Genomic DNA, 26,942 nt, shown 5'->3' with positions numbered 1-26,942 from the left:
GTGTGATCAACGAAGCTTAAGGACGAGGAGAGCACTATGTTTCAAAAAGAACACTTAATCAAAGTTGCTAACGTAAAAATGCCGTTCGGTAAATACAGCGGTAGAGCGCTAATAGATTTGCCTGAAGAGTACTTACTGTGGTTTCGAAAGAAAGGTTTCCCTGAAGGCGAGCTTGGCACGCTAATGGCCTTGGCGCTGGAGTTTAAGATTGAAGGGCTTGAATCGGTGATTCGGCCTTTGAGGCACGACTAGCTGTGATATCTGCTTAAGGGGCTGCATTCCCTCCCTGATTGAAGGCCCGTAGCTTTGGTTGAGGGCTTTCACATTTGTGATGAGCATAATTGGAACTCAGTTAATGACGGAAAATATAATAATAACTCACCTACCAGCTTTGATTCACCGGGTTGGTGGAGACAATGTAAAAAAGGCAAAACTCGTTGCTTTAGATTGTGACTGTGAACTGAAAAGAGTTCGCCGTTCTAGGCATTGGCAAGTGGCTGGAGATGCATGTGCGTTAAATAAGTTCTTGGATAGGCTTCGTATATCCGATTATGAATCCATGCAATTTTTAATACGAAAAATTGACGAAAGGCTTACGGAATACAATGATAAACTTGAGCCATTAGAAGGTAGGTTAAAGCGACTTGTGTTGGAGGCTCCAAATATCACGCTTGCTGAGTTAATGCAGGTAACTAATTGTTCTATAGCTGAGGCTCGACTTGCTAGGTTTAATGCTGATTCGTTAGCTGATCCCTAATTTATCGATATTCTTTTCATCAACATCTTTCTGTTTATTTCTATTATAGAACTTGTACTTTTGGCTATCGTTATTTTTAACCTCATACATTGCCGTATCTGAATGCCTGAGCAGTTCTTCACTATTTTTAGCATCATCAGGAGAAATAGCAATGCCAATACTAGGTTGAACGCTAAGAATGCTTCCCTTAATCGTAATGGGTTCGTTAAATGCATCAGAAATATTATTTGCAACATTATTAATTTCTGATTGTTTTTGCACTTTTCTTAATAGAATAATAAATTCATCACCACCTACACGAAAAACATGATCATCTGATCGAATTGAAGACCTTAGTCTTGAGGCTGTTTCTTTAAGAATAATATCACCAGCATCATGGCCTAATGAATCATTTATCTGTTTGAATTTATCTAAATCTAAGAAAAAAACCACCACTTTTGAATCAGTTAGAATCGACTCTTTTATTGCACTATCAATTTCATCAAAAACAGTTGCTCGATTCTTCAATCCTGTCAGCTCGTCATGAATCGCCCTATGGTGTAAGGCTCGTTCTCTGTCATTAACCTTTTTACTCATGCTATAAAAGCTAGAAAGCAGCATGCCCATTTCATCATTTAGACAATCGTCTGAATTATCTATCTTCTCACCCTTCTTCATTTTTGCTGTATTAGAGAGTAGTAACTTTATGGGCAAGAAGAGACGTTCATTAATGAACGAGAATGTTAGTATCGCAAATAGAGAGTAGAATATTACTTCTACAATAATGACGCTAGTCATCATCTCTCTGCTTTTATGAAGCTCAGATTTTCTGAGCTCTAATAGTATTTCTTCAGCATGAATAAACTCATTAATGTTTCCTCTTATTTTGTCCATAAAAAGTTTACCTCTATCCTGAAGTACAATCTTAATGGCTTCACCAATGCGGTCATGCTCTGCAAGGGCAATAGTATGAGCTAACACAGCATTTTTAAGACTTATATGGTGTTCGATTGTACTTAAGCGTTCTTGTTGCTCAGGGTTATCTGAAGTTAAGCTTTTGAGTTCGTTTAATCGGATTTGTGACTCTTCTTTTCCGGAATAATATGGCGTCAAGTAAGAAGGATTCAACGTAATTAAATAGCCTCTTTGTCCTGTTTCGGCATCCTTTAAGCTACTTAACAAGCGTTCTGAAGTATAGATAACTTCATTAGTGTGAGTCACCCATTTAATCTTATTTTCATTGTTAGCTTCTAAAATAAAAAAGAAAAGCGAATTACCAATGGAAGTAATAAATAGAATGCTTAAAAATATTGTTAATTTTAAACGTACACTCATCTTATTTTTACATTCTTCCTTGTTTAAATCGTACCTAGTGTATCCCACTTTGGTATTATTTTAAATGGTATATATCCTCATTGTGCATCGTGTGGCATAGTGGGTTTTTTTTATCCCAAGGCCGGTATATGTTCTTGATTTACTTATTTAAGAAGCAAAGCTTTGGACAATTAATTATGCCACACAGGTCGTATTTTCGTTAGGGTGATGAAGCCTTGGAAGTTTGTAAGAATTTGAAATGATCAGAGTGAGCGTGTGTATTACTTGATAGCGATTGTTATCAATCGTAGGGAGAGGGGAGAGAATCCCCTTTCCCTGACCTGATGCTTATTTGCTTAGGAAAGCATAGCCGGTCGTGAACGCAGCTTCCTGGAACTGACGTAGGCCAGTATCACGGAAATCGATAGCCAGCGGATTACGTTTCAGCTTTTGCTTAATGTCACTGTTTGACATGAAATCAACCTGAACACCGTCGATCAGCTGAATGGCGGCTTCCAGCTTGAAGCCAACAGCACTGCCTGCAAATTTTCCGCGAGTTTCGCGTGAACGGATCACGACACTATCTATCTGATAGTCATCAAGTAGCTTTTTAAATGCGAACTGGAAATCTCTCATTTCAGTATTGTCGAGAGAATCTTTCATAATGAACTTTTGAGTTCGGCACTGAGGGATGTCAAATAACCCATTTGTTTGTGTAAGCAGGCAAATAATCGCCTCATTGCTTTTTAACTCAACAGCACAAATTTTCATGTAAACACCTAAATTTTTAATTAGCGCTGTATTGTAGGCTAAAACTTTGGTTGCTGTCAGATCTTTATATCCAGTTACTCCAAATATGAGCACACTCCCAAAGGGAGAGTGAAGGGAAGTGCAGACGTTAAAGACTGTTAAGGGTAAATTGGGCCGGCCAGTTCTTGCTGGGTTAGGAATAGCCTCATGTCGAACTCGAGCTGATGATAGTCGGGTTCCATGTGGCAGCACAGCTGATAAAAAGCCTTGTTGTGCTCTTTTTCTTTCAGGTGGGCTAGCTCATGGACAACTATCATTCTTAAAAAGGGAAGAGGAGCATGCTTGAAAATCGATGAGATGCGAATTTCATGTTTTGCTTTGAGTTTATTACCCTGCACACGAGAGACAAAAGAGTGAAGGCCAAGCGCATGGTTGATGACATGTATCTTCTTGTCATAGAGCACTTTGCTTACTGGCGGAGACTTTTTCAGGTACTGAGATTTTATTTCCTGAACTAAATCGTACAGGGCTTTTTCAGTTTTTAGCTCATGACAGTGAGGGTATTTATTTAGCAAGAACGTTTTAAGTTTGTTCGAGTTGATCAAACCGCTCACTTGTTCGGTGAGTGACGGGGGATAGCCTTGGAGGTACTTGAGCTTTTGCATGATCGAGATAGTTAGTTGTTCAGAAGGTAAAGGCAAAAGGGAAGGATGATTCTATAGCGCATACTGTTGGTTAGCAATCTATTACGACTGGTTTCTCCAATGATAAAAAATCAATAGCTTAACTTGCATCGTGCTTGTATAACTGAACCGAGATAACTGGGTATACACTGTTATTAACGGTTTATGGCTGTTGTTGTGCAAGGCGTGAAGGTCAGTTCATTTTTCTGCGAAAGGAATAGCGATATGTATTTGAAATTACCCCCACCTGCGCTGTTACTGATAACAATTGGCGATATGTATTTGCTGTCAATTTACTGGCCGATATGGACTTTTTCATTTTGGGGCCAGTCAATGATGGCATTGGTATGTTGTCTATGTGGTACGCTGGTAGGGCTGGCGGGGATTGTATCATTTGCCAAAGTACGAACCACTGTCAATCCTCATAACCCACACAAAGCATCAAGCTTGGTTACCTCCGGTATATACCGCTTTTCACGGAACCCGATGTATCTGGGACTGGTTTTGCTGCTGATTGCTGCCTTCCTTTACTTATCTACGTTTTCTAGTCTGGTGATGATCCCGCTGTTTATCTTCTATATGAACAATTTTCAAATTGGACCTGAGGAAGATGTATTGGAAGCTCTATTTGGTGACGAGTATCGCCAGTACTGTGAACAAGTACGTCGCTGGTGCTAGCGGTTAATGCTGAAGATTTGCGTTGCGGAATGTCTGTCTTTTAGCTGACCAGAAGGAGGGAGAAAGTTTTTCTCCCTTGTCCCTATTTTATAGGAAATTAGGTAAAACAATTCCCTTTGGGTAGGTGTAAATTAACCATATAAAGTTAATGGGGATAAAACAGTACCCTACACTTCACCTGTTTATCTGAAGGTAATTATAATGAAAAAGCACCTCTGGACCGGTTTTATCGAAACAGTTAAGAAAGAAGTCGTTCCGGCATTGGGTTGTACAGAACCTGTTTCAGTGGCATTAGCTGCTGCTATTGCGGCTCGGCATCTTAAGGGCAAAGCTAATCGAATCGAAGCATCTGTGTCTCCAAATCTAATGAAAAATGGGATGGGAGTCGGTGTACCAGGTACTGGTATGGTCGGGTTGCCGATAGCTGCAGCTGTAGGCGCCCTGGCGGGTGAACCAGATGCAGGGTTAGAAGTACTAAAAAACATCACCCCAGATGACGTTGATAAAGCGAGATTGATGCTTGATCAACAGCAGGTTAGCGTAGGGGTTGCCCAAGTTTCTAATATTTTATTTGCTAAGGTGACAGTTAGCGATGAGACCGATCAGGCAACAGTGATAATAGCGGATGGCCATACCAATGTAGTTTCGATTGACGTTAATGGCGATGCTGTATTTATCATCGATCCGCAGCCAAAGCAGGCATCTAAACATCAGCCCGAGAACATCTTTTCAGATGCTTCCGCCCATGATATCTATGAATTTGCATTGAATGTCCCGATTGAGGATATCCAATTTATTACGGAGTCATTGGAGCTAAACGATGCTCTGTCTCAGGAAGGCTTGACGGGTCAGTATGGTTTGCAGATTGGAGCGATGTTCCAACGTAATGTTGATCGTGGTCTGCTTTCCGGTGGTCTGCTGACTAACGTTCTTTGCCGGACTTCTGCGGCTTCAGATGCCCGGATGGACGGTGCGATGAAACCGGCGATGAGTAACTCGGGATCAGGAAATCAGGGGATTGCCGCAACGATGCCGGTAGCCGTGGTTGCTGAGCATGTAAAAGCAGATCCTGAAACAACAGCACGCGCTTTGATGATGTCTCACTTGATGGCTATTTATATTAAGAGCTATCAGAATAAACTGTCGGCACTTTGCGGCGCGACGACGGCTTCAATGGGAGCAGTTGCTGGTATGACTTGGCTGCTTGGTGGTCGTTTTGAGCAGATCAGTTCAGCGATTTGTAGCATGATTGGTGATATTACCGGTATCATCTGCGATGGTGCAAAAACTAGTTGTGCGATGAAAGTATCATCATCGGCTAGTGCGGCGGTGAAAGCGGCACTGATGGCGCTTGATGGTATGCGGGTAAGCGGCAATGAAGGTATTGTGGCTGATGATGTTGATTCCTCCATTCGCAATATGTCGGCACTGGCCAATGGTGCGATGACCCATACAGATGTACAGATTCTAGATATTATGGTTCACAAGTAATTCTCTGGTTTTTGTGAGCAAAGAGCGCCTGTTGGCGCTCTTTGTGTTTCAGGTGCTGGATATGAAGTTACTCTGTGTTAGGACTATGTGTCAGCAGTTGATAACCGAGAATCGGGCTCCCGGGGTGATGGCAGACATACGCTCAATAAAATCTAATCGAATCTTGGTGTACTGATATTCGGTTTTGAATACTAACCACTCGGATTTGTCCGGGTGGGTCTCTGTGGTTATGCACTTGCCTTCGACTGAACTCTCATCTCGTAAATCGAGCTTTACCTGATAGTGGTAAACACAAGCCATTTCAAAGCAGTCGTGAAGGGCACAGTCAATTGGTTGATAACGATGGGTCATCGTTGGAGCCTCCTAGCGACGTGTTCATAATATACCCAAGCGACATCAAGATGCTTGGATATATAATAGTCAACATTCAGGCTGTTGTCTTAATTATGAAGAACGTCGCAGTATTGATAATAGCGTAGTGCTAAGTGTCAGCTTGCGAGTACTTCGGGCTGAAGGTACTGTTGCCAAGCCTCTTGGTAAAGGTTGTTAGAGACAATACGTAGTTGGGCAATCTGTGCCCGCTCAAATTCAGAGATAGAACGGTTTTGCTGTAAGCCTACACGTTCGATTTTCTGAATTTGTTCATAAATTTCATGTTCCGCACCGTTCTTTACTGTTGATATCGCATCTAAATGAAGTTGGACTTCGGCAATGAGTTGGCTTTCAGGTAGCCGAACCAGCATCTTTAAGTCTCGATAGCCTGAATCAGTTGGTGATTTGAAGCGGTTTTTTACCGCAACTACGGCCACTTCCTTATTTAGCAATTCAAAAGCCTGGACGAGGTTTGGGATATCTTCTGCAACGAGCGAACCTCTAGCCAAGTCGGTTATTTGACTAGTATTTCCCTGAAGCTCCGTCTCTACCTTTGCTTTGGCGCGCTGTTCAGACTTTACTCCTGGTAAAATTGCCTGCGTGTTGGTGAGTAGGCTTATTTCTCTAATAACGGTATCAAGCTCTTGCTGCGCATGAGCAGCGGCAAGGTATAACTGGTCAAAATCTGAGTAGGGTTGAGCGATACCTGCATCCTTCCAGCTATCAATGCTGTAAAGGCCGCTAAGACTGCGCTGGAATAACTTCTTACTGGTTTCTGAGCGGTTGGAAGGCAGCTCATAGTCAGATTCTGAATAGCTTGCAATTGGGGCCGCCATTGCTGGACCGCGACCAAGAACAAATAGAAGAACAAAGCAGGTACGAAGTACAGATTTTATATCCATTAAACAACTCCTGTTATGCTGATAGGAACAGCCCTTCGGCTTCAGCACTATACGTAAAACGGTGACCTTCAAACCTAAGGTTTGATAAAAGTGACGTATCAGGTTGTTGAGAGCTTCTCTTTGATGGACTGTAGAATAGCAAAGTAATCTGAACAGAAGATGAATTTACTAGGCTGGGGTATTTAAGTTGTGCCAGCCCGATAAAAATGTTGCACGGACTGGCTTGTTTGGTTTGATTAGCTGGCAATGGCCTCTGGCTGCAGGTATTGATGCCATGCAGACTGGTACATAGAGAGGGATTGCTGCCGTAGTTGCTTGAGCTTAGCCACTTCGATATCGCTTAAATCACGCAGCTCTGCGTTGGCCTGACGCTCTATCACTTGAATTTGCTCATATATATCGTGTTCTGCACCATTTTTAATTTCAGATATTTCCTCTAGGTGCAATTGGATCTCAGCAATATGCTGGGTTTTTGGAAGGCGAACTAATAGTTTAAGATCGCGATATCCTGAAGGTGCGGGATGCTTAAAGCGGTTTTTTACTTCGACAACCGTGACTTCATTATTCAGTAGTTCAAAGGACTGCACTAGGCTTCCTATGTCGTTAGAAACGAGGGATCCTCGTGCCAAATCGGTGAGAAGCTCAGCTTGGCCTCCAAGTTCTGTTGCAATTTTGTGTTCTGCCCTAGCTTTTGATTTAAGTCCGGGGAATACCGGCTGGGTTACTGTTAACAAGCTGACTTGATTGAGCACATCCTTCAATTCGCTCTGGGCTGAGGCGGCTTGGTTGTAGAGTGCATCAAAGTCTGAATATGGTTGTAGCAGGGTAGGTGAACGGTAACTAGGGATAGAGTAAAGGCCACTAAGAGATCGCTGGAATGTTTCTTTAGATCTTTGGGCTGGTGAGGGGTTTTCAATATCAGAATTGTTGTATTCAGGTAACGAGGCTGAAGCAACGGGGCTTCGGCCAAGAACAAACATCAGAACAAAACATGTTCTCAATAAGGATTTTGCAACCATTAAAACTCCTTGTATCACCACTAGAGGAAAGTGGTTGCGGATCATCTTTTTATCCGCTCAGTTAAGATATCTGTCCGTGGGGTTTGTTTTCAAGGACGTCAGCCGCAAATTTGAGGTATCGCTTTTTCAGGTTGTGATTGGGTTCCCAAACTAGAGAAAATCCAATTATTAGCTTGGCGAAAAAGTATTCGATTTATAACTAATGATGGTGAAGTTGGCTGATACAGCAATGGGGATGTTAGACTGAAGTCGAATCGCATATTATTGAGTGAGTGGTTATTGTGCAACAAGACTTATTAGTGACATTTGCCATAATCTGGCTGGGATTATCTGTTGGTAGCTATATGTTGTTTCAGCGAGGAGCTGATGTCGAGCGCAAGCGAAAATTGTGGCCAGCGTATACCATATTCAGCAATGTTGTTATTGGCGCGGTGATTGTTTATATGCAGCCGCCTCTACCTATGATGTTGGGATTGCTGGCTTTCATGGTTCCTCTGACCTGGTTAACTATCCGCGGAACCAAGTTTTGTGCAGCGTGTGGTAGGGCAACCCGAGCCCCATTTTTCATGAAGCCAGCTGGAAAATGCTCTCACTGTCAAAAGCCGTTTCAATATTGAATTGTGCTCATGTCGAGGGGCAATCGCCCCTTTGACGAAATAACGGCTATTACTTCTCAGACAAAGCTTTGCCTGTAAACTGAATTCCTTGCCATCCGTATTTCATAAAATTCCGTATATTCTTATGATCGTTGCCATCAGGGTTTTGAAGTACTTCTTCACGATAGAACCGACCAAAACACGCTAGCGTTTCAGCCTCAGAAAGCTGATGTAGTCGGGCGAAGGCGAAGATCCGGCATGAACCCTCGTTGCTACCAGCTGTATTGACGAGAGTTTCATTGCCTAGTCCATTGGTGAAGGCTGTTGGTGTATAGCGATAGTGCTGTTTGATTATGTCAATGACAGCGTCGAAGCCAATTTGCTCAGGATATTGCTTGAGGTTACTTAGTAGCGCTTCCATGGCGTTACATCTCCATCAGTTGATAAAAGCAAAAGAATCGAGAATAGACGATGAGTAACTATATAGCAGATCGCATTCCTGCTAAACAAAAGGGCTACAACAGCCCTTTGGTACAAACATTTTTTGTGATCAGGTCTCGGTAAAAACTGACTAGCGCTGGTTCTGCTTGTGAGCTTGTTGCTTAAGCTCAAAATCCAGTTCGTCAGGAAAAACAACCAAGCCATCTTCATCCTGGTTAGGGAATATTACTATCGCTAGCTCATCATCTTCTAGTCCATGAGTCCAGCGACTATGCCACTTGTTCAGAGAAATAGCCTCTGCCTTACAAGACTCCCAGTCTCCAGTTGCCCATAATTCAGCAAATTCTTTGTTTGGCCAAACTGGTACGCAATCCTCGTCGTCCGTATTTAACATGACGCAGCCATGTTCATCAGTCAGAATCCAGATTTGACGATTAGAAACAACTTCTTTTACCAGGTGCTTGTAACGCTTCTCAGCATCGTAGCTTTGGATCGCCTCAATCTGGGATGAATCTAATGGGGTGGACATGAATTAATTCCTGTTACTGCCTATTTTAAGCGTTATAGCATAGAGGAAAATTAGACTTTAGTCATTGAAAGTGAATCCCCGGCTTCTTGAACCGGGGATTCATTCTGAGGAGGTGTTATTTTAGGGTATATGGGATACGAACTGATAACTGGAAATCAGGCGCATCGGCGGTAATGCCTGCTGTAGCGCCAACATTGATCGTTGTATCTCTATCGACGGCATAGTTGGCGCCAAAAGATAGCGAGTCAAGCTGTAGGAGTTTTGCGTCACTGGATGTCGTGCCATTAATCTTGGACTTTAAAATCGTTTTATGGCTTAAGCCAAGACTAAATGAAAACTTGGGATTCACCGCAAACCCCATTCCTGCACTGAACCCAATGGTATCGCCTAAATCAATGGTATCGACACGAATGTTCTCGTCACTATCTTCACCCGGTATAGTGATGTCGACTTCAACGTCGTCTTTGATATTCCAGATATAGCTAAAGTTCATAAAAATGACTGCTGGGTCAATAGGCATTATCATGGTGATACCGGGCTCGATACTAGGGAAACCTGATCCTGTAGGTAGCTCCTCGAAGTCGTTGAGGCTATTAATCGGTACATCATAAGGTGACTTACCCGTTGTGCTCTTAAAGCGCAGGCTACCGATCCAGTACGGTGCGTCCTGCATGTTTATCTGGTATTTAAAAGCTGCTTCTATATCACCAATATCGTTTCCATCGACGGTACGTAATGACGCTGTGTTAGAGCCGCTGTTTAAATCTCGCTCTGAAATTGAATCTGAACGGTATACCCAGGGAATACGCGCCTCTACTTCCAGCCTATTAGTGATCCCGTAACGACCGGTAAGACCAAAGGTTAATGTTGTTCGATCAATATCGCTGGCACGTATTAGCCCCACGATAAGCGAAGGTAGAACGGTATAACCAACGACAGAGACAGAGTTTGATGAGTTCTGGGTATAAGATAAAGAGGTATCCAGAACAAAAGATCCTTTAGGTGTGAGTACACCGGGTTGCTCTAAAATATCGGCAACGGTCTGAACTCGTTTCGGTTTTTCATTCTCCTTAGATGCGTTTGGCTCATCTGCTGTAACTGTGGTTGAAAATAAAGCTAAAAGCGAAACAAAGCTTATATTATTGAAAATACTCACGATTCCCTCACTTACATAACAAGTGTATGCCCCTAAGAATTCATATATAGTCGTATGTTTATACTCATACAAGCTAGTAAGAAAAGAGTAGTATAAGTGAGAATAAGCTGTCACCTGAGAATCTTAAATAAGTGTCTTATCACTGAGATATTCGCGAGAGTTTATTGGTTGGGATAAAAGTAAGAAATATTCTCAAAATTTAAATTGTCTCATTCTAAAGTTAAGACAATTTATTATCTTTAAGGCATTATAAAGTAAGGTGATTAAAGCGGAAAGTATATATTCAAATAACTGTGTATTTATTAAAAATAATACAAAAGTGTGAGTTGCCAAAACTATGATTAAGTTATCTCGCGAAACCATGCGAGTGTTTATAAAAAAGAACAACTCATTATATTTGGAGTAGGATCATGCGTAAAACTCATATCGCACTATTAGTAGCAGTTGTTAGCTCACCTCTTGCATTAGCCAATGACCATGACCCTTATGATTACGGTCATGATCCTTATAGTCAGTCAGGAGGTTCAAGCTATGATTCTGGCTATGATAATGACAACGACAACAATACAACAGTTACAGATTCATTCAATAAAGATATTGAAAAGAACTTAACGGTTACACTTGAAAAAGATGTTTCAATAAAAGACAGTTACAACGACGATAGTGACTATATGTTACTGTACGATGTGAATAATAAAGATGTTTACAAGTACACAGATAATAGCGATTACGACAATAGCAAAGATATTACAATTGATATTGAAGAAAACTACTACATGGCAACTTCAACCTTAGATGGTGCAGTTACTTACAGTGAAGTTACTTACGGTGGTGCATGTTGTGATGATGGCTACGGTTATTATGGTGATGGCTATCATGCTCCAGCATCAAATACATTAAATGTGACACAAAGCAACACTATGCAGGATGCATTTACAGGCGCATCAGGTATTAATATCGCTGGACAAAATGCGGGTAATAACTCGTTGGTACAGCAAAGTGCTAGCACTAATGCAATGTTAACCAGTCAATAACACATAACTGAGGGCTGTGTAACAGCTTTCAGGAGGAAGTCATGAAATATTTAACACTGATAGCAGTTGCTCTTATCTCTAATGGGGTTGTTGCAGATGAGTTGGATATTCTAGCAAATTCTGAAACCTTGAGTGATGATATTATGACTCAGTCTCGTGGCGGTCAATATGAGCTGAAGATTGATAATATAAACGCAAGTTCAGATATGTATGGCGATGTTGCAGGTAATGGGGCTTACAATAATACAACGGGTGACAATATTATTGACTCAGGGTCATTTAGTAATGCATCAGGTGTGTTAAATGTAGTTCAGAACTCTGGTAACAATGTGTTAATTCAGAATGCGACCGTGGTTAACCTGACATTGAAGTAAATTGTTAGTCTATCTATGCTGGCATATTAATAAATATGTCAGCGACCAAAAAATCTATAATTAGAGTTGGATTTGGTTTCGCAGGACAAAATAACAGTGCTTCTTTTGTTATATAGCTGTTTTATTGCTCGGTATTAGGATTGTAAATAAGTAGTAATGATGTGGCTTAAATGCACGGATATTAAAATAAGAACTGATAATTTTTGGAGTAATATCATGCGTAAAAATAAAATTATGCTGATTGCGGCACTAGTGGCTTCACCGTTAGCCCTTGCAGATGATTATGATAGTAGCTACGACTATGGCTACGGCCACGATGGTGATATCACTATTGAAGATAGTGGCAATTTAGATGTCACAAAAGATGTAGAGTTAACGGTTACGAAAGATTTCTATAAAAGCAATGTCGGAAACAAGGATAACGACACGCTTGAGCTTAAAAACGTCGGGAATGTTTACAAGGAGATCACTGAAATAAATAAAGATGTTGATAACTCCTTGAAAAAAGAGCTCGATGTTGAGATCAATACGTATCTCGCTGATTCTAAACTATATGGCCATGTTATGGATGCCGAAGTGACCTACGGCGGGGCATGTTGTAAAGGCCATTCGAATCCAACGGATGTAACCGTGGTGCAAACCAACAATATGAACCGAGCTTTTGGTGATGCATCTGGTATTAATGTTGCCGGTCAAAATGTCGGTAATAACTCTATGGTACAGCAAACATCAGCTACAAATGCAGCGCTTGTTGGCACAGGTGGGGGCGTAGTTAGCCCTGGTGGTGATTACTAGGCTAGATAAAGGGCCTAAACGGCCCTTTCTTTAACATGAGTATGGTAAGCCAGTAATTATTAAACTTGATAATTCATCGTTTATCACAAGTGCTATATTTTATTCATCATCGAATATGGACTCGGCATTAATACGGCCACGAAACCAAAGCGGTATAGATTATGAAAAGATCAATATTGTTTACTATCGGCCTATTTGCGACAAGCAGCATATACGCCCTCGATTACTTTCCAAGTAGAGGAGCTTATAATGTTAATGTTAAAAGCTATCAAGAAAAGTTATTTGGTGATGTCTATAGGCAACAATATGACTTTAGTTGTGGTTCTGCTGCTGTCGCATCTTTAATTACTTATCACTATGATCTTGAAACGTCAGAGAATGATGTTTTCAAATATATGTTCGAACATGGGAATAAAGAAAAAATTGAGAAGCAAGGTTTCTCAATGTTGGATATGAAAAACTATCTGGTTTCTATTGGGTTGGATGCCAATGGCTATAACATCCCTCTTGAAAAATTTAGTAAAATAAGAATTCCAGGAATAACAATTGTTAATTTTGATGGTTACATGCACTTTGTTGTGATTAAAGGGATTAATAGTAGCCAAGTGATACTCGGTGATCCATCTCGCGGTACAATCGTGATGCCGATAGATGATTTTAAAACCTACTATAAGGGTTCAGTTTTATTAGTGAAAAACCAAGCAGTAAAAGGCCGTGAGAGCTTTATAACTGCTGAGAATTATAATGTCTATACGCCTTCGCCGTCATCAGAAGCGATAGCGAGAGATTCACTTGCAACGTTTAGTATCACACTACCCGGTGCAAACGATTATTAGAGGCTAGTATGAAAAAGTTAACTCGTATCTTCGTCGCATCGGTGATAGGAGGTGCTGCTATTATGGCCAATGCTTCCATCAGCTTTCCCTCTATTGATGAGCTTGGATTAACATCGCTGTCTGAAAATGAAATGTCATTGATACGAGGTGGTTTTGTCACGATAAATGAAAATGTCATTAATATTGGCTTAACAATGAGCACAGCCGTTAATGGTGAAACGATTCTTTCAACACATATAGCTGATTTTACGATTAACAATGGTATGCTTGTAAGCCAGTCAGGAGATAAGACAGTAGAGTTTGAGGACCCGTTAAAATTTATCTCTATAGGTGGTAATAATATTAATACAGCAACTCCAGGCTCAGGTAGTACTGGGTTTATTGTCCAGAACTCTGATGACGGAACAAGGATTAATACCCAAATGATAATGGATGTAGAAGCTGATGTTAATGGCTTTATCCAGCAGTCAATTTATCAAAGTCGACTCGAGAACTCTATTCTATATAGCGGCTATTAAACTATTTTCATAGTAAAAATTTGTCATTTGAGGAGGTGCAGTATAAATACTGTACCTTTTTTGTTGTCGATAACTTAATCTGCATGCAGAAAGCTGCATTTAATTGTTGTTTTTGTTTTTAATAACTGGTTGATTATTAGTGACTCTTTTTCACAATGTTTTAAAGTAATAACTTTTCAATACATTTCTTACATCTGATACCCTGCAAAACTGTCGTTTATTGCCTATATTTTTAAGACATCAATAATAATATGCACATTGATAGAAGGTGACTTCGATGGTGGCTCAATGTCAAAATAAATCAATTAATGGTCGTTTGGTTGCAATTGGATGTAACTATGAACCTTGGATTGCGCTTCTTGAACAATCAGGTTGGAAAACCCATTGCTGCTATGACCTACGGACGGCTGACTCAATCCTGGAAGAGTTTAGCCCATGTATTTGTATTGTTGATTTAAGCAATAATGATTTTAGCTTAAATAGCATTTCTTTAAGGGCAAATAAAACTAAGCAAGTGAAATGGATTGCGATTATCAAAAAAGAACAATTAAAAACTGATTCAATATGTCAGTTTATTAATAACTTTTGTGTCGACTATTTTTCAGTTCCGATTCCAGGTAGCCACTTACTCGATACAGTTGGCCACCAACTAGGGATGCTTGACATAGAATCAAGCTCATGGGTTGAGATAACATCCCAGCATGATATGGGCTTATTCGGTGACTCCAAGTCTATAAAACAACTCAGAGATATGGTGAGGAGAGTTGCATTAACCGAGGTCAATGTCTTTCTTACTGGTGAAAATGGTACCGGTAAAGAGTTGATTGCCAAATCAATTCATAACCTTTCAAAGAGAAAGAACGCCCCTTTTGTTATTGTGAACTGCGGATCACTAACAAGAGATGACGAGAAAATCGCTTTTCTCGATGGGAGTTTCACCAATGAGGACGGCTCTCAGTTCAATGGCACTATTTTATTGGACAATGTTGAAGAGTTATCCAAAGAACTCCAAGATGAACTTCTTTCCTATTTACAGATCCCTGCGGGGGAGTCGCTAGATGATGATGCATCTTCCGATGTGCGGATTATTGCTTCATCGAGTGCCGATCTAGAAGCTGCCGTTGTTAGCGGTGAATTTAGTAAAGAGTTGTTCTATCGGTTAAATGTATTCCACATTAAAGTACCGACGCTGAGAGAACGTGGATCGGATATCTTCCTGTTGGCTGAAACATTTTTGACCAAGTTTGCCAGAGAATACAGTACGATGGCGGCATCTTTCTCTGAAGACTCCAAGCAGTTGCTGTTGCGTTATAGTTGGCCTGGCAATGTACGGGAGTTAATCAACCAAGTGAAGCGTGCAGCTTTGTTGGCTGAAGGCAATGAAGTGCGTGCAGAACATTTTGATTTGCCAAGTAAAGCTAACCTTAAGCAAAGCTTGAGGAATATTAAGGATGAGGCTGAGAAGGATGTGTTGGTGGCTGTACTCGAGACTCACCGGGGTCAGGTAGCATCGGCAGCAAAAGATCTTGGTGTTTCACGGGCAACAATGTATCGCTTACTAAACAAGCACAATATCGTGCCAGATGTCAGACATTTTAATAATGGCTACATACGAGAATAACCTGTACTAAAAAAGCCCGAGAAATCGGGCTTTTTTATGATCAGTTAAGTCTATTTCATCACATCAAGTAGAGTTAGCTTAGTACAATAATGTCATTGGCTAGCTCGTCATCGTCAACGGAGAGATAGAGCGTATCAGGCTGCTCAACCATGAGCTCATCTTCGGTTGGCGCAACAAACGTATATTGGTTTAACGCGTCCATATTAATCCTATTATTTACCTCACACGATAGGTGCTCTTGACTACTATCTATAGTGCTAATAGTACAAAGATCAAATGACATTCTTATGAAAGAGAGATCACCGTCTCACCAACAAGCCAAGAGTGATTAAAAATCACTCTAAACTGGGCAGGCTGATCACCAATGGGCAGTGATCGGACAGCTGATAGTTGTCGACCTCATCGGTTGCGTATTGGTACTGATAAACTTGCCCATGCATCTTGATAGAATTGGCAACCTTCTCTGAACCAAGAGCATGATCGACAAGTGAACGATAAAGTCGTTTTTTCCTGCTACCGTTACGTTTGGTGTGACGAGCCAGACAGGCTGCATCGGTATTTTCAGTGAGATTAAAAGCGGGGAGTGACAGTTTTTGGTTTAACGATGTTAATAGCCATTGATGCTCACTGTTAAGTCGGTGATTGAAATCACCCAATACGATATAGTCCTCATCGTTATTCAAACGTTGCTGGATCCATGTCGTCAGCGCGGATGCTTGTTTCCTGAGGGTTCTGCATGATCTGCTACTGGGCTTATTCTTGACGCTAAAGCAGCCTGATTTTAAATGAATGTTCAGTAAGTGCAGTTCATTTTTCATTCCTTTTCGGACAATGATGTAACTGCCGTATCTGAGTCTTCCTGCCTGTCTGGTGTGATCTTTCCTTGTATGGAGCCTTATATTAAGTGCCTTGAGATCCGGTGGATTGTCGATTGGTAGCCCATTCTTAATGGCAAATCCTGTGAACTGGTTTATACCTGCGAATTTTTCATTTGGGGATGTGAGCCTGTCAGATAGAAAGATCTTGTACTTGGACGAAGGCAGCAAAGCCTCAATTGCACTGATACTATCTACTTCTTGGAATGCCAGAATATCGGGTGACAGATCAGCCAGAATCCTAGCAAGTTGCGTGAAATCAGAGGTGGTTCTTGTAATGAACGTCTCCTTATTCGCAACGCTTAACCATTGCATATTCCAACTAACGAGCGTGAGAAGTGAAGGTTGGTTGGATTGGAGATGCCTTCCAGTTGTGTGAGTGCTGTGAGTATCTTTACTTAGTGACTGCGGGAATATCATTAAAGTAAATAGTAACACGATGATTATCAGTCTCAGGAGCATTTGGAATGATTCGCGTGAGGGGGCATAGGGACGATTAGATGATCGGCGCCAGCAGAAAACGAGGTTTCTTCTGATATTTTTACCGATATTGGAAGTGGGCGGTGAAGTACATTTTGCTGGCTGACTTATCAGTTACAAGGTGCTAGGTAGAAGGTAACGATTCTGATTTTACTAAGTGAAAGCAACCTCTCTGATTTGTCTATTTGCAAGGAGTATTTTTCTAAAAAAGAGGCATTGAAGACAATAAATTTGTTGACAAAAAGGCTTAGAAAAAAGCTTACATTCATTTTTTGGCACGAGCTCAAAATCATCGGTTGTTCCCTGTACTGTCCTTTAAAAAAAATGATTTAGATCAATGTTTGTTTTTCGTATTTCTCGCCTAATACACCACATCTTGTATTAGCCAAATCACTAGACCCTATATTTTGTGTTTAAGTGACAGTGTCATTTTCGTAGGAGCCCCGTGTGAAACCTGTTGTGATTAAGCGTGATGGATGCCGTGTACCGTTTAATACCAAGCGTATTAAAGAAGCGGTACTGAGCGCAGCCGAATCAGTTGAAGCGATGAATGAGGCGTATGCAGCGTCGGTAGCAGACGGTGTACTTTCTCAATTTTTGTCTGTTGAAGAAGTCGATATTCACGCGATTCAGGATGCGGTCGAAAATCACCTGATGGTAGGCCCACATAAAGAAGTCGCCCGTGCTTATATCGAGTATCGACATGACCGTGATCTTGCTCGTGAGAAAAAGAGCCAGCTTAATGGTGAAATTCGAGGGTTGATAGAACAGAGCAATGCTTCTTTGCTCAACGAAAATGCAAATAAAGACAGCAAGGTGATTCCGACTCAGCGTGATTTGCTTGCTGGGATTGTTGCTAAGCACTACGCAAAACAACACTTGTTGCCTCGTGATATTGTTAAGGCTCATGAACTGGGCGATATTCATTTCCATGATCTGGACTATTCACCGTTTTTCCCGATGTTTAACTGCATGCTGATAGACTTGAATGGCATGTTGACACACGGCTTTAAGATGGGAAATGCTGAAATTGACACACCAAAGTCAATTTCAACGGCAACTGCGGTTACTGCGCAGATTATTGCTCAGGTAGCCAGCCACATCTATGGTGGTACCACGATCAACCGTATCGACGAAGTGCTTGCTCCTTATGTTACAGTCAGTTTTAACAAGCATTTAGAGATAGCCCAAGAATGGGGTATTGCCGAGCCGGAGTCGTTTGCGAAAGCCCGTACTGACAAAGAATGTTTCGATGCTTTCCAGTCCTTGGAGTATGAAGTAAATACACTGCATACTGCCAATGGACAGACACCGTTTGTGACTTTTGGCTTTGGTCTGGGAACGTCATGGGAATCTCGTTTGATCCAGCAATCTATACTGAAAAACCGTATTGAGGGTTTGGGCAAAAACCGTAAAACAGCCGTTTTCCCTAAGCTGGTATTTGCAATTAGAGATGGGCTGAACCATAAAGATGGCGATGCAAACTACGACATCAAAAAACTAGCATTAGAATGTGCGTCTAAGCGAATGTACCCAGATATCTTGAACTATGACAAGGTGGTTGAAGTAACAGGATCATTTAAAACACCGATGGGTTGTCGTAGCTTCCTGGATGCCTATGAAGAAAATGGTGAACTGGTTCATGAAGGGCGAAACAACTTGGGTGTTGTTAGCTTGAACTTGCCACGTATTGCATTGCTGGCCAAAGGTGATGAAACACGATTTTATCGCTTGCTTGATGAAAGGCTGGCATTGGCCCGACGTGCACTGGAAACCCGCATTAGCCGCCTGGAAGGCGTAAAGGCACGTGTTGCTCCTATTCTGTATATGGAAGGGGCCTGTGGTGTCCGACTGCAGCCAGATGATAATGTCTCTGAAATCTTTAAGAATGGCCGAGCATCCATTTCACTTGGATATATCGGCATTCATGAGGCGATCAATGCGCTTTACGGCACAGAGACGCACGTGTTCGACAGTGAAGAATTACGCCAAAAAGCGGTTGCGATTGTCACGCATCTGAAGCAGGCCACTAATAGCTGGAAGCAAGAAACAGGTTATGGTTTCAGCCTTTACAGTACGCCTAGTGAAAACTTGTGTAGCCGCTTTTGTGCCATTGATACCAAAGAGTTTGGTATTGTTCAAGGTGTTACAGACAAGGGGTATTACACAAACAGTTTCCACCTGGATGTTGAAAAGAAAGTAAATCCTTACGACAAGATTGATTTCGAAATGCCATACCCCGAAATCACCAGCGGTGGATTTATTTGTTATGGAGAGTATCCGAATATCCAGCATAATGTCGAAGCGCTGGAGAACGTGTGGGATTACAGCTATAGCCGAGTACCGTACTACGGCACCAATACTCCGATTGACGAATGCTACGAATGTGGCTTTATGGGCGAATTCGACTGTACCAGCAAAGGTTTTACTTGTCCGAAGTGTGGTAACCATGATCCATCGAAGGTGTCTGTAACGCGTCGCGTATGTGGTTATTTGGGCAGCCCGGATGCACGTCCGTTTAACTTCGGTAAGCAGGAAGAAGTGAAGCGTCGCGTCAAGCATATGTAATCTTGTTAGATATAGCAGCTTAAGCGTTTCATGACGACGAATAGAGAAGTGCCTTAATTGGCACTTCTTGTTTATGGTGAGAAAGATAATGAATTACCTTAACTATTATCCTGTTGACGTAGTCAATGGTCCCGGGACACGCTGTACTTTGTTTGTGTCAGGTTGTGAGCACCAGTGCCGTGGATGCTATAACAAAAACACATGGCGCTTAGATTGCGGCCATTCATTTACACAGGAAATGGAAGATCAAATTATTTCAGATTTGAACGATACCCGAATTAAACGTCGAGGGTTGTCGTTGTCTGGAGGGGATCCTCTGCATCCGGCCAATCTTGGCGCTGTATTAAAGCTTATCCAGCGTGTGCGAGCGGAGTGTGTAGGAAAAGATGTATGGTTGTGGACAGGGTATGTGTTAGACGAGCTGAGTGAAGCCCAGTGTGAGGTTGTCGCGTTGATTGACGCATTAGTTGATGGGAAATTTGTGCAAGAACAGCATGATCCGTCGCTGGTCTGGCGAGGTAGTGCTAATCAGGTTATTCACTATTTTCAATCAAATGAGCTTTAGTGTTAATTTATTGTGACCAAAATGGCGCTATGTCTGCGAGTTATCCACTGTTTCTGTGTATAACTGTGGGAAAAGAGAGTGTATGAAAATTTTGGCCACCGCTATATCTCTAACGCGGGTTAGGTGATTGTTGTTATCCCTCTTCCATCATCGTGTGAGTTAGGGTAAATTCCCAAGCTGTTTTTTTGCTGTTGGAGGCGTTATGTCACGCACCATTATCTATACCTACAAGAAACAAGAGAAGCAACTGGTATTCTCTTACGATCAATACCGTTCGATTCATGAAGCTGTAGCTGCAGCTGAGGGTATTGACCTGACGGCGTTTCTGAAAATGGAACAGCAAGTTGAAGCTGTATCTTCAGGCTCTAAGGCTGTTAGGGACTATAGAGACAACCATTTTAAAAAACTAGGGTTTGGAAAAATCACCCTGGCAAAGAAAGAACACCGCGGCATCGGCGAGAAGTAGCCTCTCGTATAACCTGTTTAAGGCGGTATGTCTGGGAGCTGAGCTCAGTTCCCAGACATTGTCACTCTCGAGCGCTTGCTCCAGCCTAAATAGATGATAAATCCACCAAATCCGGCAAGTAGATGTTTGATGCTATGCCCGCTGATCTCTCCTAACAACGCATACAGCTGTTCGTCATTGGATTCTGCCCATTTGGCCAAGAGATAGGCAAATAGCGTGTACAAGTAGTATCTACTGTGGCTGAACTGCGGTCTGAACAATCCTATAATAAGGGGCAAGTGAATAAGGGGAATCAGCTGCACCAAAATGTAGGCAGATAAATCGCCTCGGCCGCTGACGGTATCACTGACATACCAGTATATGACGGAGAGTACGCCGTATATTATTGCAGGAACGAACAGGCGCTGGCCAAGGTGTGGGTGTATATATTCACTAAGAACGATACAGTAAAGAGCGATAAACGTTACAGTGATAGGTATACGATCTAGCATTAGTCTCAAAGCGTTCGGTTCAAGGTGGTAGTAACCTGAACCGAAAAAAGCCGCTATTAACCCACCAAAGAAGATAGGGTAAATTTTGTTTACTCTATGTTCTAAGGCATACGTATGATGGGTACAAAATTGCTTTAATCCGAATATCCCCACCAGTAAAAAAGGTAGATTGGAAATAACATTAACGAAGTTGGGGATTCCTAGCCAAGTCTGTTGATCGGCATAATCATAAAAATTACGGCTTTGGGTGATGGGAGAAAAATACAGGGCAAGAGCAGCAAGGATGATAGCAATAAGAATGAGCAGCGATATTCGATAATAGTACCCGATACGTGTCATGTCTCGCACTCTTCCTTCATGATCTCGATACCTAGCCAGAAGCATTCTCGCCAGGCTTTTTCTACATCAGGCGTATAGTAAGGATCACACTGATGGACGGTTTCCAGTAAGCAATCAAGCCAGATGTCGTAATCAAGCGGGCTGACACCGATACCTTGAGGACCATGTCGTTTTCCGAAAAATCGAATCGACTCACGGGCTGAGTCGGATATTGGTGCCAGTAAAATGATCGTTATCGATGCCTTTAGCATTGTGATTTGCTTTTGCATATCGACGTTGGCAAACATCAGGCGGAATTTGTCATCTTTCTGGCAAAAAAGCTCGTAGAAGGTTTCAAAGAAACGAGGGTGCTGGTTGCACCTAGCATAGCTGTCGTTAAAGACTTCGTGAATATCCATCTCGACTCCTTTGATAGGGACAACGCTTCAAGAAAATATGACTTTATATATGAGTATGAATCCAAAAATGGTATAAGCAACTAAATATACAGGAATTGTGAGAATCTGCTCGACAGTGCTACGACCTAGAGCTCATTGTATTTTTTAGCATTTCCAAAACATTTATCAATCGGATACTTTTGTTCATTCTTGTATAGTTTCTTTTGGCATGCCGCCATAATGTCTACATCGCACTTGTCCGCCAGCCGAACTAAATACATGAGCACGTCGGCGATTTCTTCCTCGAGGTGAGCTTTTTTAGCGGCAGGAAGATGCTTACTTTGCTCTGTGGTTAGCCATTGGAAAATTTCTGTGAGCTCGCCCATTTCACCGCTTAATGCCATTGCCAGGTTCTTGGGGGAATGAAATTGCTCCCAGTCACGTTCTGCGGCGAATTTTGCCAGCTGTTGTTGGATCTGTTTAATTTCCGAACACATACTATTCTCTTTTGCAGCGTTGGTAGAGGTGCTTAACCTTAGTATTTTACACACATGATGTGACTAAGGTTAAAGTAGGTATAGCAGATTTATATGCTGGTATTTTCAGCATGGATAAATTTTCTCCGATACACTCCTTGCAAGGCTTCCAATGTGCAGAGGAGCAAACCCAGCCAGATCAAGCTAAAGCTGATGGCCTTAATCTCATCAAAAACCTCTCCGAAAAGAAATACGGCAAGCAAGAACTGCAGTGTTGGCTCAATGTACTGCATCAACCCGACCATGGTTAGGCTAGTGCGGCTGATAGCCAAAGCAAAGAAAATCAACGGTGCAAGTGTAACTGGCGCCGAGCCGATATACAGCAGCAGTGTAGATAGATCGGATGACAACGCGACGCTTTGCCCCGAAATCCCCTGTACTGCCATGAATGCCAATGCAAGTGGTGCAAGGATCGCGGCCTCCATGGTGACGGATGTTAGCGCATCATAGCGGATATATTTCTTACATAAGCCATAGAGTGCAAAAAAACTGCCCATGATTAGTGAAATCCATGGTAGCTCACCATAGTGCCAGACTTGATAGGCAATCCCTGCAATGGCCAGAATCACGGCTGCTGACTGAGCATGTGACAGTCGTTCTTTTAGAAAGATGACACCGAGCGCGATGGCAAACAAGGGGTTGATGAAGAAACCAAGACTGGCAGCAAGTACTTGATCATGAGTGATCGCCCAGGTAAATGCATACCAGGAGATACACATGATTGCAGCGGCAATAGATGTTGCTATCAGCGAGTGCTTGTCTGCCCAAATTGTTTGCCATGAAGGGAAAGGTCGCTTTAGAAGCCCAATCGTAATCAGCATGACAGGCACTGAGAATATAATTCTAAACGCGAGTAGTTCATTAATATCAGCTTCGGGAAGAAACTGGTAATACAGTGGCAAGATGCCCCAAAGCACAAATGAAAAAGCGGCCAACGCATTTCCGGCACGGTGAGATTGCATACAGGCGTTCCAATAGTATAAATAAAAGACAACAGGGGGTGTAGGCGGCTATTTTGTCACTTTAGTTGAGTGGGATAAAGCAATTTATATGACAAATAACCAAGAGGAATATCAAGTTAAAAAACAACACTGGTAAGTATCAATAATGGTTGAGTTTATTTTTTCATCGCGATAATTGTATGTACAAGCCAGGAGCGTCTTTCTCCGGTCAACTGGGCTGAATATTCTTGTTTCTCCTTCCAAGAGACAACATAAAAGGAAGCAAATAATTGCTCCAGCTCGCTTTTAGTGTGGGTTAGAACGGGAAGCTCTTCATCAGTATTGCTCTCGTCTATACCAAGGAAATGGCCGCAAAACACTCCTCCGCTGTATAAACTTTCGTGAATGCTTGGCCATAGTCGGTAAAACTCATGACGGGAGCAGAAAAACAGACAGGCGCTTGCATTGATAAGATGAGCGCGAGGAAAGGTATAGTCGGAAAAACTGCTTAGTTGAACATCTAAACTGGGTGTCGATGCGGCCAAAGGATGCTCGGACAGTGTTTCAAGACTCTTTATATTAATATCAAAAGCAAAAACGCGATAATCTTGCTCGAGCAGGTACAGGGTATCCCGGCCCGTACCACAGCCACAATCAACGGCAATACGGTTCCTGGTGATATTTCCCAGAAATTGGTGGGCTTCAATGAGATGCGCGCGTGGTGGTAACAGCTTTTGGTTACTTAGGTAATCCAGCCAATCGACAGTTGCCATTCATGTTCCCTCTTCGATCATGGATCACGCTGACTCATACAGTATAACAGTGTCATAATCACTCAGTTATTAGAATATAGATGACTGGGTATGATCTAGCTGCCTGTATTTATAATGCCGATAAGATTTTAATCACGCCAGAGTGCAGAAGTTTGGTATTATTAACGGGCATCAGGTGCTTAACAATATGTTGGGACAACCTCCTGTTGTGATTGTAAGCCAGCAGGCCAATGATAAGAGAGAATAGAATGACTAAGCTAACCGCAGATATTCAAGCGAACTGTGATCTGTTTGTTACCGAAACAAAAGAGACCCAAGTGATTTGGGGGTTATGTAACGAAGAGGGTGATTGGCTGTCTGTTGCATCTAGTGAGTTTGAAGATTCTGAAGTAATGCCTTTTTGGTCAAGCGAAGAGAATGCAAAACTTCACTGTGCCGATGAGTGGGAAGAGTTTACCGCAACGATGATCCCGCTGGATGTGTTTGTGGAAGACTGGATGGTCACCTTGGCAGAAGATGGTGTGCTAGTCGGAATGAACTGGAATGAGCAGTTGGAAGGTTCTGAGCATGAGCCTGCAGATGTAGCCAAGCTATACCTGTAAACCATACCTGTATATCGGGCCTGTAATGTACTCATGATGCAGTACTAGGCAACGTTGTACCGAATAGATAAGCCGTATCTTATTGATACGGCTTTGTTGTATCTATTTCTAAGATATTCGGCCAGACATTGAATTATTATTGGCTGAGATATCAGCTATATTTACAGAGAGTCATCAAACATGAGGGTGTTGTTATGGTGCTTTCTGAATGTCGCCAAATGATGGCAGAGCAGACGTTGGTTGAAGCTCGAATAGTGCACGATTTTTTAAGTGCTGGCTGGAGTGTTAATTTCAGAGACTCTGAGGGGAATGATTACCCTATTACTGATACTTTCGGCGTTCCGTGTAGTTATGATTCTTTAAAACAAGCTGAGGATGTCGTACATCAGGTCGGGGATTGTCCCGTCTCTATAGATAGTCTATTCCGGTTTGCAGAGCGCTAACGGCTAAAACGTATTGTGGCTGAAAAAGGGTGAGGATGGCAAAAATATACATTGCATAGAAAAGTACGATCGTGCTAAAAATAGCACATCGCCAGAGATTGAGAAGCAAAATGAGCAAAGGCCGTATAACTCGAGACCATATTTTACAGACTGCCTTTAACCTGGCCAGTAAAGATGGACTAGACAGCTTGACTATCGGTCAGTTGGCAAAGGCGTCGGGAATGTCGAAAAGCGGCCTGTTTTCTCATTTTAACTCGAAAGAAAATTTGCAGATTGCGGTATTGGAATATACCGGTGAATACTTTGCACATCGCGTTATTCAACCTGCGAGAATGGCAGAGCCAGAAAGCATTGAAAAGAAGCTGAGGCTATTGCTGCAAAATTGGTTGGACTGGAATCAGTCTTTTCAGGGCAGCTGTATGTTTCTTGATGCCTGGAAAGATAACAGCGATACGGATAACCCTGTTCAGTTGGCACTGTTGGCTATTACGCGTCGCTGGTTGGAGTATTTGTGTCGTCAGGTAGAAAAAGCGAAACAGAATGGTGAGCTAAAACCTGAGTTGGATACCTGGCAATTTGTATACCGCTTATATGGTGTGTACCTGAGTAGCCACTTATTTCGATCACTGTCACTTGAAACAGACGAACACCAGCGGTTCTGGCTGGGTATCGAAGAGCTAATGAACGAGTGGCGAGTTCAATAATAATCTCAATTTAACACTTATAGTTTTTTTTGCTTAGTTAAAAAAGCACGATCGTACTTTTTGGAGGCTCAATGAGCAGCAAGATATATTTTAAGCAGGGTAAAGGCCTTGATCTTCGCCGAGGCTTGATCAACCTGACAACACGCCTGCATCACACTGTCGCCCCTCGTCATGCAAGAAAGGTGGCTAAGAATTTGCTGCTGACCCCTGATCGAGGTAAGCGTTGTACTCGTGAGCCAGTAGGATTGATCCGACGTCAAATTGAAACAACGGAAGGCAAAATCATGACTTACCAGTTGGGGCTGGGGCCGACTTGGATCCTAGGTCATGGCTGGTCAGGCTCATCCAGCCAGTTTTACTCACTGATGGAGCATATTGCCGCAGCGGGTTATACCGCTTTGGCGTTTGATAATCCGGCACATGGTGAAAGCGAAGGCCGATATGGGCACCTGCCTGGTTTTGTTAAAGTGTTTGATGAAGTATTAGATCAGCAAGCCAGTATTGTCGGTGTTATTGCACATAGCATGGGTGGGGCAATGGTGCTGGAGAGTAGACACTCGCTATTGAAAGGCAAACCCATTTTATTGGTGGCACCTGTGCTGAATTATACTGAAAATTTAGTCAGCACCGTAAAGCGTTCGGGTTACTCCATGAAGCTATTTAATGAAGTCGTCGGTGAAATTTCGGAAACGTACCAATATTCTTTAGAATCGATTGACCCGCTAGAGCGGCTTAAAACGCACTTTGGGGAAACGGTTATAGTCCATGACAAGGGCGACCGTTTTGCTTCATTTCAGCATTCCGAAACAGCTTGCAACCTTGATCACGTGAAGCTGCTAGCAACAGAAGGGCTCGGGCATGGGCGGATTCTAAATAGTGCTCCTTTGCGTCAGGCGTTTGACTCGTTAGTTGCCCAACAATAACTTGCCAATAATAA

General features: G+C 42.2%; 33 protein-coding genes. 17 read left to right on the top strand and 16 right to left on the bottom strand.

Going from position 1 to position 26,942, the window contains the following annotated elements; all coding sequences use genetic code 11:
* The first annotated feature begins 36 nt into the window (after positions 1-36).
* Complete coding sequence (locus EDI28_RS10230) at positions 37-252, top strand: DUF3820 family protein (RefSeq protein WP_128783760.1); 216 nt, start codon at positions 37-39, stop codon at positions 250-252.
* A gap of 103 nt (positions 253-355) precedes the next feature.
* Entirely contained in the window at positions 356-757 is a 402-nt protein-coding gene (locus tag EDI28_RS10225) for a ribosome recycling factor family protein (protein WP_128783759.1), read from the top strand.
* Here EDI28_RS10225 and EDI28_RS10220 read toward each other — a convergent pair.
* The 3 genes from EDI28_RS10220 to EDI28_RS10210 form a co-directional block, all read right to left on the bottom strand.
* Positions 743-2,071, bottom strand: coding sequence for a diguanylate cyclase domain-containing protein (locus EDI28_RS10220; RefSeq protein ID WP_128783758.1), 1,329 nt, complete (start codon positions 2,069-2,071; stop codon positions 743-745). The two genes, EDI28_RS10225 and EDI28_RS10220, sit on opposite strands and share 15 nt — an antisense overlap.
* A 327-nt stretch (positions 2,072-2,398) precedes the next feature.
* Positions 2,399-2,821: a DUF3010 family protein gene (locus EDI28_RS10215; protein ID WP_128783757.1), complete on the bottom strand. Its 423-nt coding sequence runs from the start codon at positions 2,819-2,821 to the stop codon at positions 2,399-2,401.
* 137 nt (positions 2,822-2,958) lie between these two features.
* Entirely contained in the window at positions 2,959-3,465 is a 507-nt protein-coding gene (locus EDI28_RS10210; protein WP_199287402.1) for a YgjP-like metallopeptidase domain-containing protein, read from the bottom strand.
* Between the two features lie 243 nt (positions 3,466-3,708).
* Between EDI28_RS10210 and EDI28_RS10205 the strand changes: the two genes are divergently transcribed.
* Together EDI28_RS10205 and EDI28_RS10200 are read left to right on the top strand one after the other, a co-directional pair.
* Positions 3,709-4,161, top strand: a complete 453-nt coding sequence (locus EDI28_RS10205) for a methyltransferase family protein (protein ID WP_128783756.1) — start codon at positions 3,709-3,711, stop codon at positions 4,159-4,161.
* Positions 4,162-4,362: 201 nt separating this feature from the next.
* A complete protein-coding gene (locus tag EDI28_RS10200) occupies positions 4,363-5,652 on the top strand; it encodes an L-cysteine desulfidase family protein (RefSeq protein ID WP_128783755.1) in 1,290 nt (429 codons plus the stop codon).
* 90 nt (positions 5,653-5,742) lie between these two features.
* Here the strand turns inward: EDI28_RS10200 and EDI28_RS10195 are convergent, their stop codons facing one another.
* The 3 genes from EDI28_RS10195 to EDI28_RS10185 all read right to left on the bottom strand — a co-directional run bounded on the left by EDI28_RS10195 (position 5,743) and on the right by EDI28_RS10185 (position 7,945).
* A complete protein-coding gene (locus tag EDI28_RS10195) occupies positions 5,743-6,003 on the bottom strand; it encodes a Rho-binding antiterminator (protein ID WP_128783754.1) in 261 nt (86 codons plus the stop codon).
* Between the two features lie 137 nt (positions 6,004-6,140).
* Positions 6,141-6,926, bottom strand: a complete 786-nt coding sequence (locus EDI28_RS10190; RefSeq protein ID WP_128783753.1) for a nucleotidyltransferase family protein — start codon at positions 6,924-6,926, stop codon at positions 6,141-6,143.
* Positions 6,927-7,162: 236 nt separating this feature from the next.
* Positions 7,163-7,945, bottom strand: coding sequence for a nucleotidyltransferase family protein (locus EDI28_RS10185; RefSeq protein ID WP_128783920.1), 783 nt, complete (start codon positions 7,943-7,945; stop codon positions 7,163-7,165).
* 299 nt (positions 7,946-8,244) lie between these two features.
* Between EDI28_RS10185 and EDI28_RS10180 the strand changes: the two genes are divergently transcribed.
* Complete coding sequence (locus EDI28_RS10180) at positions 8,245-8,562, top strand: hypothetical protein (RefSeq protein ID WP_233353338.1); 318 nt, start codon at positions 8,245-8,247, stop codon at positions 8,560-8,562.
* A 49-nt stretch (positions 8,563-8,611) separates the two neighbouring features.
* Here EDI28_RS10180 and EDI28_RS10175 read toward each other — a convergent pair whose 3' ends face one another.
* The 3 genes from EDI28_RS10175 to EDI28_RS10165 form a co-directional block, all read right to left on the bottom strand.
* Positions 8,612-8,962, bottom strand: a complete 351-nt coding sequence (locus EDI28_RS10175) for a HopJ type III effector protein (RefSeq protein ID WP_128783751.1) — start codon at positions 8,960-8,962, stop codon at positions 8,612-8,614.
* 150 nt (positions 8,963-9,112) lie between these two features.
* Entirely contained in the window at positions 9,113-9,511 is a 399-nt protein-coding gene (locus tag EDI28_RS10170; RefSeq protein ID WP_128783750.1) for a DUF2750 domain-containing protein, read from the bottom strand.
* A gap of 115 nt (positions 9,512-9,626) precedes the next feature.
* Positions 9,627-10,661 carry a transporter gene (locus EDI28_RS10165; protein ID WP_438942788.1) on the bottom strand — a complete coding sequence of 345 codons (1,035 nt, stop codon included), beginning with the start codon at positions 10,659-10,661 and terminating at the stop codon, positions 9,627-9,629.
* A 416-nt stretch (positions 10,662-11,077) separates the two neighbouring features.
* On the opposite strand from EDI28_RS10165, the gene EDI28_RS10160 reads away from it, so the two are divergent.
* The 6 genes from EDI28_RS10160 to EDI28_RS10135 all read left to right on the top strand — a co-directional run bounded on the left by EDI28_RS10160 (position 11,078) and on the right by EDI28_RS10135 (position 15,845).
* On the top strand, positions 11,078-11,701 hold the full coding sequence (locus EDI28_RS10160) for a hypothetical protein (RefSeq protein WP_128783749.1): 624 nt from the start codon (positions 11,078-11,080) through the stop codon (positions 11,699-11,701).
* 41 nt (positions 11,702-11,742) lie between these two features.
* Positions 11,743-12,075 carry a carbon storage regulator gene (locus EDI28_RS10155; protein ID WP_128783748.1) on the top strand — a complete coding sequence of 111 codons (333 nt, stop codon included), beginning with the start codon at positions 11,743-11,745 and terminating at the stop codon, positions 12,073-12,075.
* 216 nt (positions 12,076-12,291) lie between these two features.
* Entirely contained in the window at positions 12,292-12,870 is a 579-nt protein-coding gene (locus EDI28_RS10150) for a hypothetical protein (RefSeq protein WP_128783747.1), read from the top strand.
* Between the two features lie 161 nt (positions 12,871-13,031).
* Positions 13,032-13,706 (top strand): C39 family peptidase, encoded by a 675-nt coding sequence (locus tag EDI28_RS10145; protein ID WP_128783746.1) that lies wholly within the window; start codon positions 13,032-13,034, stop codon positions 13,704-13,706.
* A gap of 8 nt (positions 13,707-13,714) precedes the next feature.
* The gene (locus EDI28_RS10140) at positions 13,715-14,224 is read left to right on the top strand and encodes a hypothetical protein (RefSeq protein ID WP_128783745.1); all 510 of its coding nucleotides are present in this window, start codon (positions 13,715-13,717) and stop codon (positions 14,222-14,224) included.
* A 277-nt stretch (positions 14,225-14,501) separates the two neighbouring features.
* Positions 14,502-15,845, top strand: a complete 1,344-nt coding sequence (locus EDI28_RS10135) for a sigma-54-dependent transcriptional regulator (protein ID WP_128783744.1) — start codon at positions 14,502-14,504, stop codon at positions 15,843-15,845.
* 73 nt (positions 15,846-15,918) lie between these two features.
* Here EDI28_RS10135 and EDI28_RS27545 read toward each other — a convergent pair whose 3' ends face one another.
* Together EDI28_RS27545 and EDI28_RS10130 are read right to left on the bottom strand one after the other, a co-directional pair.
* The gene (locus tag EDI28_RS27545) at positions 15,919-16,047 is read right to left on the bottom strand and encodes a hypothetical protein (protein ID WP_267900009.1); all 129 of its coding nucleotides are present in this window, start codon (positions 16,045-16,047) and stop codon (positions 15,919-15,921) included.
* Positions 16,048-16,180: 133 nt separating this feature from the next.
* On the bottom strand, positions 16,181-17,035 hold the full coding sequence (locus EDI28_RS10130; RefSeq protein WP_164918525.1) for an endonuclease/exonuclease/phosphatase family protein: 855 nt from the start codon (positions 17,033-17,035) through the stop codon (positions 16,181-16,183).
* A gap of 612 nt (positions 17,036-17,647) precedes the next feature.
* On the opposite strand from EDI28_RS10130, the gene nrdD reads away from it, so the two are divergent.
* From nrdD to EDI28_RS10115, 3 genes are all read left to right on the top strand, one after another.
* Complete coding sequence (gene nrdD / locus EDI28_RS10125; protein ID WP_128783742.1) at positions 17,648-19,768, top strand: anaerobic ribonucleoside-triphosphate reductase; 2,121 nt, start codon at positions 17,648-17,650, stop codon at positions 19,766-19,768.
* 88 nt (positions 19,769-19,856) lie between these two features.
* Entirely contained in the window at positions 19,857-20,333 is a 477-nt protein-coding gene (gene nrdG, locus EDI28_RS10120) for an anaerobic ribonucleoside-triphosphate reductase-activating protein (protein WP_128783741.1), read from the top strand.
* Positions 20,334-20,535: 202 nt separating this feature from the next.
* Positions 20,536-20,799, top strand: coding sequence for a DUF2960 domain-containing protein (locus EDI28_RS10115; RefSeq protein WP_128783740.1), 264 nt, complete (start codon positions 20,536-20,538; stop codon positions 20,797-20,799).
* A gap of 44 nt (positions 20,800-20,843) precedes the next feature.
* On the opposite strand, the gene EDI28_RS10110 is transcribed toward EDI28_RS10115, so the two are convergent.
* From EDI28_RS10110 to EDI28_RS10090, 5 genes are all read right to left on the bottom strand, one after another.
* Positions 20,844-21,629 carry a hypothetical protein gene (locus EDI28_RS10110; RefSeq protein WP_128783739.1) on the bottom strand — a complete coding sequence of 262 codons (786 nt, stop codon included), beginning with the start codon at positions 21,627-21,629 and terminating at the stop codon, positions 20,844-20,846.
* Positions 21,626-22,027, bottom strand: coding sequence for a globin family protein (locus tag EDI28_RS10105; RefSeq protein ID WP_128783738.1), 402 nt, complete (start codon positions 22,025-22,027; stop codon positions 21,626-21,628). The genes EDI28_RS10110 and EDI28_RS10105 overlap by 4 nt, the downstream gene beginning before the upstream one ends.
* A gap of 125 nt (positions 22,028-22,152) precedes the next feature.
* The gene (locus EDI28_RS10100; RefSeq protein WP_128783737.1) at positions 22,153-22,503 is read right to left on the bottom strand and encodes a nucleotide pyrophosphohydrolase; all 351 of its coding nucleotides are present in this window, start codon (positions 22,501-22,503) and stop codon (positions 22,153-22,155) included.
* A gap of 89 nt (positions 22,504-22,592) precedes the next feature.
* Positions 22,593-23,504: an EamA family transporter RarD gene (gene rarD, locus EDI28_RS10095; RefSeq protein WP_128783736.1), complete on the bottom strand. Its 912-nt coding sequence runs from the start codon at positions 23,502-23,504 to the stop codon at positions 22,593-22,595.
* Positions 23,505-23,659: 155 nt separating this feature from the next.
* A complete protein-coding gene (locus EDI28_RS10090) occupies positions 23,660-24,256 on the bottom strand; it encodes a class I SAM-dependent methyltransferase (RefSeq protein ID WP_128783735.1) in 597 nt (198 codons plus the stop codon).
* 248 nt (positions 24,257-24,504) lie between these two features.
* On the opposite strand from EDI28_RS10090, the gene EDI28_RS10085 reads away from it, so the two are divergent.
* The 3 genes from EDI28_RS10085 to EDI28_RS10070 all read left to right on the top strand — a co-directional run bounded on the left by EDI28_RS10085 (position 24,505) and on the right by EDI28_RS10070 (position 26,928).
* Entirely contained in the window at positions 24,505-24,858 is a 354-nt protein-coding gene (locus EDI28_RS10085) for a DUF2750 domain-containing protein (protein WP_128783734.1), read from the top strand.
* A 553-nt stretch (positions 24,859-25,411) separates the two neighbouring features.
* Positions 25,412-26,005, top strand: a complete 594-nt coding sequence (locus EDI28_RS10075) for a TetR/AcrR family transcriptional regulator (RefSeq protein WP_128783732.1) — start codon at positions 25,412-25,414, stop codon at positions 26,003-26,005.
* Positions 26,006-26,076: 71 nt separating this feature from the next.
* Positions 26,077-26,928 (top strand): alpha/beta hydrolase, encoded by an 852-nt coding sequence (locus tag EDI28_RS10070; RefSeq protein ID WP_128783731.1) that lies wholly within the window; start codon positions 26,077-26,079, stop codon positions 26,926-26,928.
* Positions 26,929-26,942 lie beyond the last annotated feature (14 nt).

It is taken from the genome of Photobacterium chitinilyticum, assembly GCF_004104355.1.
In the GTDB taxonomy this organism is placed as follows: domain Bacteria; phylum Pseudomonadota; class Gammaproteobacteria; order Enterobacterales; family Vibrionaceae; genus Photobacterium; species Photobacterium chitinilyticum.
Note: the sequence above shows the minus strand (reverse complement) of the source record. Positions and strands in the feature narration are given on the sequence as shown.